The following is a 15,372-nucleotide window of genomic DNA, read 5'->3' on the forward strand; positions in this document are numbered from 1 at the left end:
TACTGAATCTAAGCTACTCATGAGTCAGAGTTCTCAAAACAGCCATTTATCACGCAAACCTTTGCCATTCAATTGGTTATATGCCTTTTGGAAGTTTTCGCGTCCGCACACAATTATTGGCACAAGTCTAAGTGTATTGGGTTTATATTTCATTGCCCTTGCCATTAGTCATCGTGTTGACTCTCTATTCCCCATTTCTAATTCCCTAGTGCCAGTTTTAGGTGCCTGGATTGCTTGTTTATGTGGCAATGTTTACATTGTTGGATTAAATCAGCTAGAAGATGTGGAGATAGATAAGATTAATAAGCCACATTTACCAATAGCATCCGGGGAATTTTCTCGACGCTTAGGACAATTTATTGTCATAACTACGGGGATTTTAGCACTAGTGGTTGCCTGGTTAAATGGGCCATTTTTGTTGGGAATGGTAGCTTTAAGCTTGGCAATTGGTACAGCTTATTCTTTACCACCAATTCGCTTAAAACAATTTCCATTTTGGGCAGCACTTTGCATTTTTTCTGTCCGGGGGACAATTGTGAATTTAGGCTTATTTTTGCATTTTAATTGGGTACTGCAAAGCAAAGAATTAATTCCGCCAGCGGTGTGGGTACTGACGATATTTATCTTAGTGTTTACCTTTGCGATCGCAATTTTTAAAGATATCCCTGATATAGAGGGCGATCGCTTGTACAACATTACTACATTTACAATTAAACTTGGAGCGCATTCTGTATTTAACTTGGCGCTTTGGGTACTCACCCTCTGCTATTTAGGTATGATGTTGGCAGGTGTGCTACATCTCCAGTCAGTGAACTCAGCTTTTTTGGTGATTACCCATTTAATATTGCTGTGTGGGATGTGGTTTCGCAGTTTAACAGTAGACTTACAAGATAAACGAGCGATCGCCCGCTTCTATCAATTCATTTGGAAACTCTTTTTCTTAGAATATTTAATATTTCCCATAGCCTGTTTGTTGGCTTAAAATAATGCTAGATACTTTTCCAGTAAATGATATTTTTGCCACCTTGGTAGTAATTGCTAGTATTTTCTTGCTGATTTATTTTGCCTGGAAAACCTTAATCACCTCCAAGTATTTTCAAAAAGGGATTAATCTTTATCAGCAAAAAGATTATGCGGGTGCAGAAGCAGAATTTCGGAAAGTTATTGCTATCAATTCTACTAATGACGTAGTGCGCTTATTTTTAGGCGATGTTTTATATCAACAAGATAAAATTGCCGAAGCCACAGAATTATTCCAAGAAGTCATTCGTCGCAGTCCGAAAAACCCTGAAGCTTATTTGCGCCTAGCCAATGTTTTAATTCAGCAAAATCAACCAGAAGCAGCTAAAACTAACTTGCAAACAGCACAAAAATTATTTCAAAAACGCCAACCTGAAAAAGCCCAAAAAGTTACTCAGTTGTTAGAGAAAATGAATGCCAAGTTAACCTGAAACTGATTTTTTTAATTGCAGATAGTTATGCTAAAAATTCCCAATAAAATATTGACCATAGCAGAGTTTCTCTCATTACCAGAAACTCAACCAAGTTTAGAGTATATCGACGGTCAAATAATTCAAAAACCAATGCCTCAAGGAAAACATAGCACTATTCAAGGAGAACTATGTCCCAAAATCAATTCTGTTGTCAAAGTCCAAAAAATGGGTTGGGCTTTTCCAGAATTACGCTGTACATTTGGCGGAATTTCTATAGTTCCCGATGTCGCTGTATTTTCTTGGGTAAGGCTTCCTGTCGATAAAAATGGTGATATTGCTAATACATTTACCGTTGCACCAGACTGGATTATCGAAATACTTTCCCCAGAACAAAGCCATACAAAAGTTACAAAAAAAATCTTACACGCGCTCAATCATGGCACTCAAATGGGTTGGTTAATTGACCCAGATGAGCGATTTATTGCTGCTTATCCGGTGGGAAAACAACCTTTAGCTTTTGAAGCACTTGATAGCATTTTACCCGTACCGAATTTCTGCCAAGAGTTACAGTTGACAGTAGGTGAAATTTTTGGCTGGTTAAAGGTAAATTTGTAGTGAGAAAGTTGGGCATAATAAAAGGCTATCTGTCACAATTGCAGTTTTCAAACTAGTTGATTGCGAATAGCCTGAATAAATTGCTGTACAGCATCATACTGGTCAGGGATGACAATATACTGTAGCAATATACTGGGATCTAAATTAGGAAAAAACTCACTACGCTCGACTTCTTCATACTCACCCTGTTCGCTCAAGCGGAATATTTTGATAGAGTTAGATTTCCAAAACCAAACTTCTGGTACTTTTTTAGGTTTATATAACTCTTTTTTGTTAATAGTTCCACTGGTGATGATAACTTCAATTACGATGTCTGGAACTTCTTTTTTTGTGCCAATGCTATAGGATTCATCTGGTGTACCTGAAGCATAGCCTGGCTCTTCCAAAGTGTAGCCACCACGACCATAAAAACGGATACCCAACTCTCTCATATAAGCTTCTAATAAATAACCGAGAGTTCTTTTCACATATTCATGTTCTTCACCAATTGGAGACATAATTTCTAACATTCCTGATAAATAAGACAATCGGACATTGTCGTTATCCAATAGCTGGGCTTCAATTCCTTTGAATTGCTCCCAGGAAACATCTTTGAGAGTTATCAGTTTTTCTTCTGCGGACTGTTCTACAAGTGGGATACTCATATCAACACTTCCTTAAAAAACTAAATTAGAAGGGGCATACCTTAACAAAACCTTCTGTAAATAGTAAGGTTATTTTTTGAGGGTTAAGGATTTCGTATTTGCCGAAGCAATTTATCTGTATATAGATTATTCTACGATCGCTAACTCATCGATAATCATCTTGATTGATATGATGAAATTTTTCTGCCCGATCGCATTAATATCAGATTATGACTGAAAAATTGGGTAAAGTTTACCTTGTAGGTGCAGGGCCGGGAGATGTGGCGTACCTGACAGTTAAGGCTTATCATCTCTTGGCTGTGGCTGAGGTATTGGTCTACGATGCTCTGATAGATGAGCAATTATTACAGTGTGTACCATCAAATTGTTTGAAGTTAGATGTGGGTAAACGTGGTGGTAAACCCAGTACACCCCAAGGAGAAATTAACAAATTATTGGTGCAGCACTGTCAAGCTGGTCAACAAGTTGTCAGGTTAAAATCAGGCGACCCATTTATTTTTGGCCGCTGTACTTCCGAAATTGCGGCCTTGAAAGCAGCCGGTTGTGAATTTGAAGTAGTACCAGGAATTTCTTCGGCTTTAGCAGCGCCGTTGTTCGCCGGAATTCCCTTGACAGACCCGGTGATGAGTCGCTGTTTTGCTGTGTTTACCGCCCATGAACCAGATGCGTTGGACTGGGAGGCGCTGTCACGGTTAGAGACGTTAGTAATTTTGATGGGGGGACAAAATCTACCAGAGATTTTACATCAATTATTGCGGCGGAAGCGATCGCCTCTCACTCCCATTGCGATCATCCGTTGGGCGGGAACGCCGAATCAACAAATTTGGACTGGTCAACTCGATAATATTTTAGAAAAAACCGCAGGTTTATCACTCTCGCCAGTGGTAATTGTCATTGGTGAGGTTGTTGGGCTACGGCAGTACTTACAATCTGAGACAATAAATTCTGAGGATTCCACTACAGCAATTATTCCCAGTCGCGCCACTATGTCCAACCACCGCCCCCTCGCTGGAAAAACTATCTTAGTCACTCGTTCTGTGGGACAGTCGAGCGAATTTAGCGATCGCCTCCAAGCCGTTGGTGCTACAGTCATTGAAATGCCCACCTTAGAAATCGGCCCGCCTTCTAGTTGGACAGATTTAGATCATGCGATCGCTAGTTTATCTGACTTTCACTGGTTAATTCTCACTTCAACCAACGGTATCGAATACTTTTTTGCCAGATTAAAAGCCTTGGGTCAAGATTCTCGCGCTTTAGCTAATGTCAAAATTGCAGTAGTTGGGGAAAAAACCGCCCAATGTCTCAGAAAACAAGCCCTAAAACCAGATTTTATTCCGCCTAACTTTGTCGCAGACTCGTTGGTAGAAAACTTTCCCGAAGCTTTGTTAGGTCAAAAGATTTTATTCCCCAGAGTCGAAACTGGCGGTCGAGAAGTTTTAGTCAAAGAATTAACAGCCAAGGGCGCAGAAGTCGTTGAAGTTGCAGCATATCAATCTTGCTGTCCTAGTAGTATCCCTGAATCAGCAAAGTTAGCTTTACAAAATCATCAAATAGATATTATTACCTTTGCTAGTTCTAAAACTGTACAATTTTTCTGTCAAATTATAGACAAAACATTTGCTAATCACGCTGTTGTCAATTTACAGAATGTTTGCATTGCTTCCATTGGCCCCCAAACTTCTAAAACTTGTCATGCTTTATTCGGACGGGTAGATGTTGAGGCTGAAGAATATACCTTAGAAGGACTAACTCAAGCCTTGGTGAAAAAGTATGACGTGTGAAGTATGAAGTATGAAGTCCACGGGAATAATATACTACTACTCAGCACTCAGCACTTTTAACTATTGACCAATGACTAAACGCATCATCGGCTTAACAGGAGGAATTGCTACAGGTAAAACCACTGTTGCTAATTATTTAGCCAGTGCTTATCATCTGCCGATTTTTGATGCTGATATTTATGCTAGAGATGCAGTCTCTATGGGTTCACCTATTTTACAGGCGATCGCGCAACGTTACGGTGAACAAATATTACTACCTGATGGTAATCTAAACCGTCAGCAACTAGGGGAAATTATCTTTCAAAATCAACAAGAGCGCCAATGGGTCGAAGATTTGATTCACCCTTATGTCAAAAAATGTTTTCTCCAAGCAATTGCTACATCCATAGCGGAAACTCTGGTGTTAGTTATTCCACTGTTGTTTGAAGCACAGATGACAGATTTAGTTACAGAAACTTGGGTAGTCAGTTGTTCGGAAGCACAACAGTTACAAAGATTAATCCAGCGAAATTATCTGCATCCAGAACAAGCACAAGCACGAATTACCAGCCAATTACCTTTGGTACAAAAGATATCTATGGCAGATGTTGTATTAGATAACTCTTCTACCTTACAATCACTATTACTTCAGGTAGATTTTGCTTTAAAATAAGTTGTAATTTTATAAGAACAAATGTATATAAAAATTCATATCTATGACACTTAAATGTCACTCTGAATTGCTATATCTATCAAAAATTTAAAGTCAGGTAAACAAGACTTATCTCTTAACCATTCTACATTAATACTTTAGTAAATTTACTGTGGACACTGCGGTTTATACTCCTGTAATTTATGTAGTAAATGCGTATCTTAGGAGTCTGCCACAGGAAAGTTAATGTTTGCATAATAATATGCCTGGCATCATCAGCAACACAGATATAATCTTGAGATAAAAATTAAACAATAAAAGTTCAGAATTAAGTCTACAAAAAATTTAGAACAATTCTGAATACTGCTTATAAAATTATTGTTGGGTATATTCAAAAAACAGTTGGTTATTTAATCAATGCTGTTTAGTCATCTACAAAAATAGTTACAGCATTTCTCAGTTGAGTAAACTACATCTTTATAGAGGGCAGGAGGCTAGAGACTCGTGTCTAGTATTGTGTACCTCATATAGATGAAACCTGCTGTATTAATCGCGAGATATTTAGATTCTTTTTTGTCTTTTCAGAGTTGGTTATTGCTCAAGATGTATATCGATATAGCCAAACTAATTTTTCAAAGAAAGGATTTTGTCCAAATATTAAATTTTGTATGAGAAAAGCTATGAATTTAAGTTTCAATTTTTTTAATTGGTTGCCACTATTAGTTATCCCAACTAATGAGTCACAGCAAAAGCAAAAAATACATGACTACAGTCAATTTATTACAGGCAGAGATTACGTATTTGAGTCTATAAATCAAGGTTTAGAAGGACACATGACAGGGGTAGGAAAAGGCATTAAGCCTTGTGATTACATTATTTTGCGGAGTGAATCTGAATTATCTCGATATCAAGTTGAAGAAATTGATTATTATGCCGATCCGCCAGAGATGTGGATGGCTTTACTCAAAAAAGTCATAGATAATTCGTAATTGATAACTCGTAGTTGGTAATTCGTAATTACCAACTACGAGTTACAAATTATCTAGGTTTCTCCACCAACAACTACATCTCTAATTCGCAGGCTGGGGCCGCCGCAACCTACAGGTAAACCATTTTGTCCACCTTTACCGCAACCACCAGACTCATCCCAGTAGAAGTCCTCGCCAATTGCTTCAATATCAGCTAGGGTTTGAAAAACGTTACCCGAAAGTGTGACATCTTTAACGGGTTCAGCAATTTTGCCATTTCTAATCATCCATGCTTCCCCGGCGCTAAAGGTGAACATTTCCCCATTAGTCATCCCACCTAACCAGTTACGGGCATAAACGCCTTCTTTGATACCTGTAAATAAATCTGCCACTGGCGTGTTACCTGCTTCTATCCAGGTATTGGTCATACGGACAATGGGGCTAAAGTGATAATTGAGACAACGGGCATTACCTGTTGGTGCTTCGTCTAATTTACCAGCGGTTTCCCGTGAATGTAAGCGACCCACCAAAATTCCATCTTTGATGAGTTGGGTGGTGGTGGCTGGTGTCCCTTCATCATCATAAAAATAACTTCCGCGGTGTCCTTCTGGGGCTGCACCATCAAAAATTTGTAGTTCTTTTGGCCCAAACCGCCGTCCGAGGGTCATTACTTCTAGTAAATCGGGATTTTCGTAAGCCATATCTGCTTCGGAAAGATGTCCAAAGGCTTCATGGACAAACAAACCTGTGAGAATAGGGTCAATAACGACAGTATATGTATTACCTTTAACGGATGGGAGCGATAAAGCTGCAACTGCCCTTTGGGCAGCATTTTTAACTTGTTCATCCAAATTAACTAAATCTTCATAGGCTTTGCGAGAACCTGTAGTTTCCCTTCCCGTTTGGACAGTTTCGCCATTTCTCGCAGTGGCGGCGAAGCGCATTTCCATATCTACCCAAGATTGCTCAATTAGTGTACCTTCGGAGGTGGCAATAATGATTCTTTGGGCGCTGTCACCATAACGGACAGAAGTTGTAGTAATTTGGGGGTCAACACTTTTTAATAGTTGCGTGTAGCGATCGCACAATTCTTTTTTCTGCGATAGGCTAATTTTACGCGGATCTGTACCTGTTAGCGGTAGTTGACAGATGGCTTGCACTGGGTTGATGGGTGCTAGTAAAGTTTCTTCATCACCCACCATCAAAGCAGCTGCGATCGCTTCTTCAATCCGTTCTTTAATAGTAGAAAGCTGGTTAAAACTGCTTAAACCCCAGCCACCTTTATAACAAGCGCGAATATGTCCACCAATAGAAATACCTTCACTCAGGGTTTCTACCTTGTCGCCACGCAACAAGATATCAGTTCCTTCTGCTTCCTCTAAGCGAATCATTAAATAATCTACACGGGATGAGTAGCGGGAAATGAGATCAGACACTAAATTTTGTGCGTCTGCAATTGTAGTTGGCATTTGTTGGTAGTCACCGCAACGAACTACATTTATTGTGCAATATGGGAGGGTGAGTGGGAAATTGGGAAAGAGGTCATTCAACGCGGTGGAATTCCTTCGGCTTTAGACAGATTAACAGCTATAGTCTTTGGCAAAGCTGCTGTCGATTTAATTTAATAGCGCAGGAGAAAAATATGACCAGATGGTAGCTTGGCAAAATTGTCATGTTGTCGCTGTTCCCATTGCAGATGTAGTGGCTAAAATTCCCTCACCTATACTGGCGGTTATTTGGTGCAAAGCACTCGCGCTTTAGGCACTTATGTAGGTGAATAATCTCTAAGTGCTGAGTATCAATCGGGTAAATACTTAGCTCCTACCACTTTGCCATCTTTGAAATAAACAGTCACTATTTCCGCATTGTAATCACCATTGTTTGGGTCAAGAATGTAATTTAAATTCTGGTCAGGTATAGCGACAAAGCCTTTTTCTTTAAGGTCACGATTTTCCCACACACCACCATTATATTCATCATTTAATGCCCATTCCGGTTGCGGAAATCTTCCCCCTTGGGGAAAATGCTGGTTAAATAAGCTTTGAACCTCCTGAATTGTCATCCCATTTTTAGCGTCGAGATAAAACTTTGTGAAAGGTTTTACAGGATTGAGAGTCAAAAAATGTAGAGTTAATAGACTGATATTGAAACCAATGAACAGCCACAATTCCTGTTTATGCCGAGATTGTAAGTATACTGGCAAGAGTAAGATTAGGGCTAAAACAGCCATAAATAAGTAAAATTGCCAGAACAAGGAAGCCGCTAATTCATATTCTAGGAAGAGTCCCAGCAAAAATAAAACTATTAAAAAAATAACTTCAACAATGAGTTCAATCCATTTAACGTAATGCTTAATATATTTCATTTCACTATATCTGGTGTGTTCTTTTTGAGAAAGAATACCCCACTATAACCTGAGTTTTGCGATCGCAAAACAGGAAGCTTCTGTACCACGAGACAGTGAAGTGTTGAAAGTCCTTACGTCTTTAAACCAAGAATTATGTCAAAAACTAAATGTCTGTGTTGGTAAGTTCCAACTAGCAAATACACCATTTCCCAAGGGTAAGCCGTTAGGTTTGAACCGGAGAGAGTCGCCAGGTGCGTTAGGGTTTTCTACCACCGCCAAGAAATATTTACCTTGTCCTGTCCAGTATATTTTGCCGTCAGGCGCTAACCTCGGACCAGAATAGCCAGTTACATCACCAATTGCCAATGTATCAATTTCGGTTTCTATCTCGGTGACTAAATCCATTTGGTGCGGTGTCGCGTTCCAACCTTCTAAGGTATGTTTGCTCCACTGTCCAAAAGCCCAATCACCTTTAGCGTAATACAACTTTGTACTATCAGGTGAGAAGGCGCAGGAATATCCCGCGGAACCGCGAATTAAAAAATCGCTGTGGTTGATTTTACCTGTCGTCCGGTCAATTTTGGCGATCGCAATTCCCAATCCTGCCACACCCAAGGCGACTTTGTTCCAATTGGGACTGAAAATAATTGAACCTTTCTTGACTTTTTTCCCCACTAAAGGGTTCAGTCGATCTTCCGGGAACACAATTGAGGAGGAAACATATTTGTTATTAATACCACTTTTATCTACTAAGTAGGCACGCATCTCTGTTCTGCCATTGAAAATCATCATCCAAAAAGACTTTCCATCACTATGCGGCACAACACCTAATGCTTCCCCAGGATTATCAAGTTTCCCTGTGAGTTTTCGGTTCAACAAAATGACTGAGCCGTTCACACCTTGAGATAAATCGGCAATGGAGTAAAATATAGTTTGGTTGTTATTTGTAAAGATATAGAATCTGTTAGGATTACCATCCGGTGCGGGTGCAATTACCACTGCTTGTGTTGCCGACCAACTTGTTGCACCCCAAACTCCATTGTCTAAGATTTGATGGGTTTGCCCGTTGAAAATTAATTGACCATCGCTATATAACCGGAGTTTCCCTGTTAGGGGATCAGTATAACTGGCAGTTGCCTCAAACCCTGAACTTTGTCCAACGTGAGGAATAATTTTTGGGCGATCGCTGCCAAAGTCAATCAAAACTTTTTTGCCAATTCCTGTATACCAAAATCGATCTGGTACGGCAAGCTTTGTAATGGATAGTGCATTCATAGTTAGTTTTTTTGAGCAATTAATTTCGTAATTTAGTTGTCAAAACCATTAAAAATAGCACTTACTAAAATCTATGTTTGCAATTCACTTAAATCAAAATCCTATAAATATATTTAGTAACAAAATTAACAATTTTATATACTTATACGCATATTTCATACACATATAATTTAAATTTTAGCAACGTAATTAGTATACATATATTGGTACTTTATTTTTTATTTAATTAAAGTAAAATCTGGCAGCAAGCTAATAAATTGATTTTTGCTTGATTGTTAATAACAATAACATACAATTTTGTAAAGTTTTGTAATTTAGTACACAAAATATTTGATTTCCTAGGGTTACTACTTAATGTTTTTTAAGGGAAAATTTCTATTTATTAATCAACCTCAAGTTATAAACTTGTAGGCAGATTGATATCTCAAAACATATATACAAATTACGTCTTTAGATAGAAGACATATTTAAGAAAATAGGGATAAGTAAAAATGCTACGAATGTAAATACTTAGTATCTGACGCAAGACTTGGAAATATGTTGCCAGTAGTTGATTTATGAGGCAATTTAGCGCAGATTGAGATCAAGGAAATCTCGCGCTAGGTTTTCCAATTTAATGGAGATGTTCAATGAAACTCTACTACATCACATTGAATAACACAGATGAAGCGCGGCAAATTGGTCGGGTATTGCTCGAACAAAAGTTAGCTGTTTGCGTGAATTGGTTTCCGATTACCTGTGCTTATAATTGGGAAGGGGAAATTACCGAAGAAGCAGAAGTAGTGCTGATAGTGAAAACTCAAGATGGTTATGGCGCAGAAATTGAACAGGTAATCCGCCAGCATATCAGCTACACTAACTTTATTGCAGAGATTTCGCCAACAGCAATCAATTCAGGGTTTCTCAGTTGGTTGAATGCTGAAGTAAAAACGTATGAATGACTCCTGAATACTTACGTTTTTTTCTCCAAATCAAATATGATTCCTATAGAAACTAGAATTTTTACTCAGCACTCAGCACTTTCAAGAGAAAGGTAAGCTATGGCAATTTTAAAACTAGAAGCTGGCAAGATTCTCACAGATATAAATCAAATTGCCCAAGAACTAGCACCTTTGAATATTCAACTTAATCGCTGGTCTGTGGGAGAAAATGCAGAGTTACATCATTTGCTGACACAAGATAGCCTCAACGAAGATCAAAAAGTCCAAGTTCTCCAATCTCTAGATCATTATTTTGAGCTACTGCAACAAACAGCAGGTTATCAATCCCGCGATTTAATTGTGTTAAATCCAGAAATTCCCAACCTGGATGGATTATTGGCAAAATTTGCTCACATTCATACTCACGCAGACGATGAGGTACGTTATGTGATTGATGGCGCAGCGATTTTTGGCTTTGTGCGTCCTGATGATAGCCAAGTAGAACTGACAGTACAACCAGAAGAATACATCAACGTACCAGCAGGAACCGAACATTGGTTTTATCTCACCTCAGCACGACGAGTCAAAGCAGTGCGTTACTTTATCGATACAGAAGGCTGGGTTCCGCAGTATACAGGTAAAGAGATTCGCACCTTTGAAGGTGTCGCATCACCAGGGTAAGTTTGTTAATCCAATTAATCTAACAGGATGAAACTGTGAAGCGGATTGTTTTTTGTGATTTTGATGGGACAATCACAATTGAAGAAACCTTTGTGGCGGTGCTAAAAAAGTTTGCGCCGGAAGTTGCGGCAGAATTTTTACCCGCAATGTATGCACAGCGCATAACTCTGCGGGAGGGAGTGAAAAAAATTTTAGAATCAATTCCATCTTCACAGTATGGAGAAATTTTAGAATTTACGCGATCGCAATTTATCCGTCCTGGATTTATTGAACTGCTAGATTTTCTCGATTTTCACAGTGTCCCTTTGGTTGTGGTGTCTGGTGGGTTGCGGGGGATGGTAGAAGTTGTTTTAGGTGAGATAGTCCCAAGAGTAGCAGCTATTCACGCCGTTGATTTAGATATCAGTGGCGATTACTTCAAGGTGAATTCTAACTATGAAGACGGTACAGAATTAGTCGCCAAAGTGCAAGTGATGGCCAAGTATCCCGCTGATGAGACAATTGCCATTGGAGACTCCCTCACAGATTTGAATATGGGATTACAAACTTCTATTGTATTTGCCCGCGATCGCCTAGCATATTACTTAGACCAACATCAAAAACCCTATATTCCCTGGAATAATTTCTCGGATATTCAGGAGTATCTACAGCAATTGTGGAAACTGTGATTGATCCTCGTACAGAATTGATAACAACAGCCCGTCACTTTTACCAGCAAGGTTGGATGGTAGGCACAGCAGGAAATCTTTCGGTATTATTAGGCGATCGCAGTTTTTGGATTACCGCTAGTGGTTTGTCTAAAGGAGAACTTTCTACTAGTGATTTTGTCCGCATTTATCCAGATAACAGAAGAGAGACATCATCACCACATTTAAAACCTTCAGCGGAAACGGCCATTCACCAGTTAATTTATACCTTATTCCCCGAAGCGCAAGCCTGTTACCATATTCATTCCATCGAATCTAATTTAGTGGCGCGTTTTGTGGTTGGAGATATTTTACCTCTACCACCCTTAGAAATGCTCAAAGGCTTGGGAGTGTGGGAAGAAAACCCTAGTTGTACAGTACCTATTTTTACCAATCACTTACAAGTTTCTCAGATTGTAGCGGAAATGAGCGATCGCTTTAAACCTAATCCGCCAAAAATCCCCGCTTTCATTATCCGCGACCACGGTCTCACAGTCTGGGCATCTTCGCCTCAAGCCGCCCGCAACTACATTGAGTTGCTCGACTATATTTTCCGCTACATGGTCGCCGCAAAAAAATTAGGAATTGAGGGAGAGAATAATAAATAACAAATGACAGAGGTACAAAATAATGTCTAATCAAACTCTTCGTGTTGTTGCCCGTCTGATTGCTTTACCAGATAAAGTAGAAGAACTCAAAGCATTACTGCTAGGACTAATAGAGCCTACCAGACAAGAAGTAGGCGTAACTAAGTACGAACTCCTGCAAAACCAGTCTGACCCAACAGATTTCACATTTGTGGAAGAATGGACTTCTCTTGAAGCACTAGACACCCATTTAAATTCACCCCATCTCCTCGGCGCAGTAGCAAAACTAGAAGGTTTAGTAGCTGCTGCACCTGATATCCGTCATTATCATCTTTTGGCTTAAATCGCTCTTTCTTGTCTCCCTTGTCTAATTTTCAGCATCATTGTCAAAAACCTACTTCTATCAGTACACCCTACTAAATGTACAAAATAGGTGTAAAAGCTTAGGTACGACCACCCGCAACAGAATTAGCCCTTTGTGCTAATTTTTGCTGGCTTGTTGCATCTAGATATTTAGCTGTCATCTCCGGGGTGAGAAGTTCCAGCATTAAACGATTTTCTAGCCAAAATTCCACCACATCAAAAATATCATTTCGGCTACAAGGAAGCATGCGCCAACCTTCCCGTGCGCCAATGCGTTCGATTTCTTCTATGGTGAGGGGAACAGAAATTGCAGCATGAACTGATGTGTAATTTGCCGGATGCTCATTCATCTGAAATCCTGCTTGTCCTTCCCATTTATCGGGAATAAGCTCACTACCTAACGGATAAAACTCAATTCCTGTACCAAATTCATCCCCCACCAGCATCATATATCCACCAGGATTAGGCGAAAATGGCACTACTGTGCCGTGCATAATTTCTGCCATGACATTAGCTACGTGCTGAGGATTTTTTACAGAAATAGAAATGTGATGGAGCATATTTACCTCTTCTAGCAATTTTGGATTTTAGATTACATCAAATCTTTCTAGACAATTAGAACGTTCATATTCTGATCTATAGCTTGTATTGAAATTCTGAAATCTATCCTGAGATATTTATATAATCAGAAAATTACTCTGTTACTTCAAGCTGAGTCTTTAACTTTCCAGAAAACTCAGAGACTAAGCAACAAATCTTTAGCTAGTAAAAATTATTTTAAGATTTATAAATTAATAAAGGTGGGTTTCGCAATTGCGAAACCCACCATAAAGTATCAAATTTGGATTAAATTAAATACAGATAAGTAAGTTTATCAGAGAAAGTTATTAAATGACTCTGATTTACCATGAGTGCCTGATCCACTCGTAAATCTTTAAATACTCTGCTCCCGGAATATTCCATGAGTAGTCATATTTCATTCCTTGAATAGCTAGTTGACGGAACTCATCAGGCGACTGATACCACAAATCAATTGCTCGATTCATCGCAGACTCAAGCGCATAATTATCGGTGTCATAAAATACGTAGCCATTACGTTTTTCTGGTGGTAAATTTTGGTCGTAATCTCGATCAAATACTGTATTCACCAATCCACCAACACCACGCACAATCGGTACAGTACCGTATTTTAAACCAATCATCTGAGTTAAACCACAGGGTTCATAATTGCTGGGAACCATAATCATATCTGCCCCAGCATAAATGAGGTGGGATAATTCTTCATTAAAACCCAATTCTAAATGCACATCGGGGTTATTATTTAAAAATTCTTTTTCATGCCGGAAATGAGTATTAATTGCCGCTTCGGTTGCCGAACCAAGTAATACAAACTGTGCGCCTTTATTGAGTGCGTGATAAATAGCATGATGTACTAAATGTACACCTTTTTGATTATCTAAACGACCGATATAAGCAACGATTGGTTTATCCGCAGCACTAATCAAGAGACGCTCTCGCAAAGCCTTTTTGTTATATATTTTTTGTTCAAAATCTTCCTGGGTATAGTTACTGGGGATATAGCGGTCAATTTCAGGATTCCAAAAATCGTAATCTATACCGTTAAGAACTCCGGTAAATTTCTCTTGATGCAAATGCAGTGTATGGCCTAAACCACAACCAACCTCTGTATAACAAGCTTCTTCAGCGTGGTTTGGTGAAACTGTTGTCACTGCATTGGCGTAAACAATACCCCCTTTCATGTAATTCAAGGCAAAGGGGTTAAAGTTGTCACGCAGCTTATCATATTGGAAATAATAAGCTTCTCGATTTAAACCTGTAGCTGCAAGGGTTTCTCCACCGCCTATTCCCTGATGCTTAAAGTTGTGGATGGTGTAGCAAACTCGCTGATATTCCATTCCGTTATACTTGTAAATCTCAGCCAGCAAGACGGGAATTAGGCCTGTTTGCCAGTCATGACAATGGATAATATCAGGTCGCTTGTTGCTTTGATTGAGAAATTCTAAAGCGGCTTTGCTGAAGAAGGCAAAGCGCATATTGTCATCATCACAACCGTAATAACAGCCGCGATTAAAGAAATTATCTTTGGAGTGGGGTTGAATAAAGAAGCACAACCTTCCATGTACCCAACCGCAGTATACAGAACAGTGAATTGCCGCACCGTACCAGGGTACCCATAGGTCTTTGTAGGCATCATGCAATCCCCAAATATGGTCGTAGCGCATACAATCATACATGGGCAGAATGATCTCAACGCAATTTCCCCTGCCTTCTAATTCTCTACTCAGTCCGTAGACAACATCCCCTAAACCGCCTGCTTTAATCACAGGAGCGCATTCCGAGGCAATCTGTACTATGTACATTCCTAGTCCTCGCTATACAAAACTTTATATTCACTATACTGTTCAGTATATGCAATATGT

The 15,372-nt window shown here is 39.3% G+C and carries 17 protein-coding genes and 1 pseudogene; 12 read left to right on the top strand and 6 right to left on the bottom strand.

The annotated features are described in order from the left end of the window. Nucleotides 1–19: 19 nt before the first annotated feature. Genes IQ244_RS08715 through IQ244_RS08725 form a run of 3 tightly spaced genes read left to right on the top strand, consistent with a single transcriptional unit; the run spans nt 20 to nt 2,048 of the window. Nucleotides 20–982 carry a homogentisate phytyltransferase gene (locus IQ244_RS08715; protein WP_193892189.1) on the top strand — a complete coding sequence of 321 codons (963 nt, stop codon included), beginning with the start codon at nt 20–22 and terminating at the stop codon, nt 980–982. Between the two features lie 4 nt (nt 983–986). Then, nucleotides 987–1,451, top strand: a complete 465-nt coding sequence (locus tag IQ244_RS08720) for a tetratricopeptide repeat protein (RefSeq protein ID WP_193892192.1) — start codon at nt 987–989, stop codon at nt 1,449–1,451. A 27-nt stretch (nt 1,452–1,478) separates the two neighbouring features. Continuing rightward, complete coding sequence (locus IQ244_RS08725) at nt 1,479–2,048, top strand: Uma2 family endonuclease (protein WP_193892195.1); 570 nt, start codon at nt 1,479–1,481, stop codon at nt 2,046–2,048. 47 nt (nt 2,049–2,095) lie between these two features. On the opposite strand, the gene IQ244_RS08730 is transcribed toward IQ244_RS08725, so the two are convergent. Beyond that, the gene (locus tag IQ244_RS08730; RefSeq protein ID WP_193892198.1) at nt 2,096–2,692 is read right to left on the bottom strand and encodes a Uma2 family endonuclease; all 597 of its coding nucleotides are present in this window, start codon (nt 2,690–2,692) and stop codon (nt 2,096–2,098) included. Between the two features lie 209 nt (nt 2,693–2,901). Here IQ244_RS08730 and cobA point away from each other — a divergent pair, with 209 nt between their 5' ends. The 3 genes from cobA to IQ244_RS08745 all read left to right on the top strand — a co-directional run bounded on the left by cobA (nt 2,902) and on the right by IQ244_RS08745 (nt 6,093). Further along, the gene (gene cobA, locus IQ244_RS08735) at nt 2,902–4,473 is read left to right on the top strand and encodes a uroporphyrinogen-III C-methyltransferase (RefSeq protein ID WP_193892201.1); all 1,572 of its coding nucleotides are present in this window, start codon (nt 2,902–2,904) and stop codon (nt 4,471–4,473) included. A gap of 70 nt (nt 4,474–4,543) precedes the next feature. Beyond that, the gene (gene coaE / locus IQ244_RS08740; RefSeq protein WP_193892203.1) at nt 4,544–5,125 is read left to right on the top strand and encodes a dephospho-CoA kinase; all 582 of its coding nucleotides are present in this window, start codon (nt 4,544–4,546) and stop codon (nt 5,123–5,125) included. A gap of 659 nt (nt 5,126–5,784) precedes the next feature. Further along, nucleotides 5,785–6,093, top strand: a complete 309-nt coding sequence (locus IQ244_RS08745; RefSeq protein WP_193892206.1) for a hypothetical protein — start codon at nt 5,785–5,787, stop codon at nt 6,091–6,093. Nucleotides 6,094–6,146: 53 nt separating this feature from the next. Here the strand turns inward: IQ244_RS08745 and IQ244_RS08750 are convergent, their stop codons facing one another. After that, nucleotides 6,147–7,541, bottom strand: a complete 1,395-nt coding sequence (locus IQ244_RS08750; RefSeq protein ID WP_193892209.1) for a TldD/PmbA family protein — start codon at nt 7,539–7,541, stop codon at nt 6,147–6,149. A gap of 75 nt (nt 7,542–7,616) precedes the next feature. On the opposite strand from IQ244_RS08750, the pseudogene IQ244_RS32410 reads away from it, so the two are divergent. Further along, nucleotides 7,617–7,853 (top strand): annotated as a pseudogene (locus IQ244_RS32410) (6-phosphofructokinase); the annotation flags it as partial. A 17-nt stretch (nt 7,854–7,870) separates the two neighbouring features. Here the strand turns inward: IQ244_RS32410 and IQ244_RS08760 are convergent. Together IQ244_RS08760 and IQ244_RS08765 are read right to left on the bottom strand one after the other, a co-directional pair. Then, entirely contained in the window at nt 7,871–8,437 is a 567-nt protein-coding gene (locus IQ244_RS08760; RefSeq protein WP_193892215.1) for a hypothetical protein, read from the bottom strand. Between the two features lie 138 nt (nt 8,438–8,575). After that, on the bottom strand, nt 8,576–9,694 hold the full coding sequence (locus IQ244_RS08765; RefSeq protein ID WP_193892218.1) for a hypothetical protein: 1,119 nt from the start codon (nt 9,692–9,694) through the stop codon (nt 8,576–8,578). A gap of 629 nt (nt 9,695–10,323) precedes the next feature. On the opposite strand from IQ244_RS08765, the gene cutA reads away from it, so the two are divergent. From cutA to IQ244_RS08790, 5 genes are all read left to right on the top strand, one after another. Next, a complete protein-coding gene (gene cutA, locus IQ244_RS08770) occupies nt 10,324–10,635 on the top strand; it encodes a divalent-cation tolerance protein CutA (RefSeq protein WP_193892221.1) in 312 nt (103 codons plus the stop codon). Nucleotides 10,636–10,734: 99 nt separating this feature from the next. Then, nucleotides 10,735–11,295 carry a 1,2-dihydroxy-3-keto-5-methylthiopentene dioxygenase gene (locus tag IQ244_RS08775; protein WP_193892225.1) on the top strand — a complete coding sequence of 187 codons (561 nt, stop codon included), beginning with the start codon at nt 10,735–10,737 and terminating at the stop codon, nt 11,293–11,295. Between the two features lie 35 nt (nt 11,296–11,330). Then, nucleotides 11,331–11,963 carry an HAD-IB family phosphatase gene (locus tag IQ244_RS08780; protein ID WP_193892228.1) on the top strand — a complete coding sequence of 211 codons (633 nt, stop codon included), beginning with the start codon at nt 11,331–11,333 and terminating at the stop codon, nt 11,961–11,963. After that, nucleotides 11,951–12,589: a methylthioribulose 1-phosphate dehydratase gene (gene mtnB, locus IQ244_RS08785; RefSeq protein ID WP_193892232.1), complete on the top strand. Its 639-nt coding sequence runs from the start codon at nt 11,951–11,953 to the stop codon at nt 12,587–12,589. Before IQ244_RS08780 ends, mtnB begins: the two co-directional genes overlap by 13 nt. A gap of 22 nt (nt 12,590–12,611) precedes the next feature. After that, complete coding sequence (locus IQ244_RS08790) at nt 12,612–12,911, top strand: putative quinol monooxygenase (RefSeq protein ID WP_193892236.1); 300 nt, start codon at nt 12,612–12,614, stop codon at nt 12,909–12,911. Between the two features lie 100 nt (nt 12,912–13,011). Here the strand turns inward: IQ244_RS08790 and IQ244_RS08795 are convergent, their stop codons facing one another. Beyond that, entirely contained in the window at nt 13,012–13,491 is a 480-nt protein-coding gene (locus IQ244_RS08795) for a hypothetical protein (RefSeq protein ID WP_193892239.1), read from the bottom strand. Between the two features lie 342 nt (nt 13,492–13,833). Then, nucleotides 13,834–15,312, bottom strand: coding sequence for a glycogen synthase GlgA (gene glgA, locus IQ244_RS08800; RefSeq protein WP_193892241.1), 1,479 nt, complete (start codon nt 15,310–15,312; stop codon nt 13,834–13,836). Between the last annotated feature and the right edge of the window lie 60 nt (nt 15,313–15,372).

Origin of the sequence: Nostoc sp. LEGE 06077 (assembly GCF_015207705.1) — a bacterium.
GTDB lineage: Bacteria > Cyanobacteriota > Cyanobacteriia > Cyanobacteriales > Nostocaceae > Nostoc_B.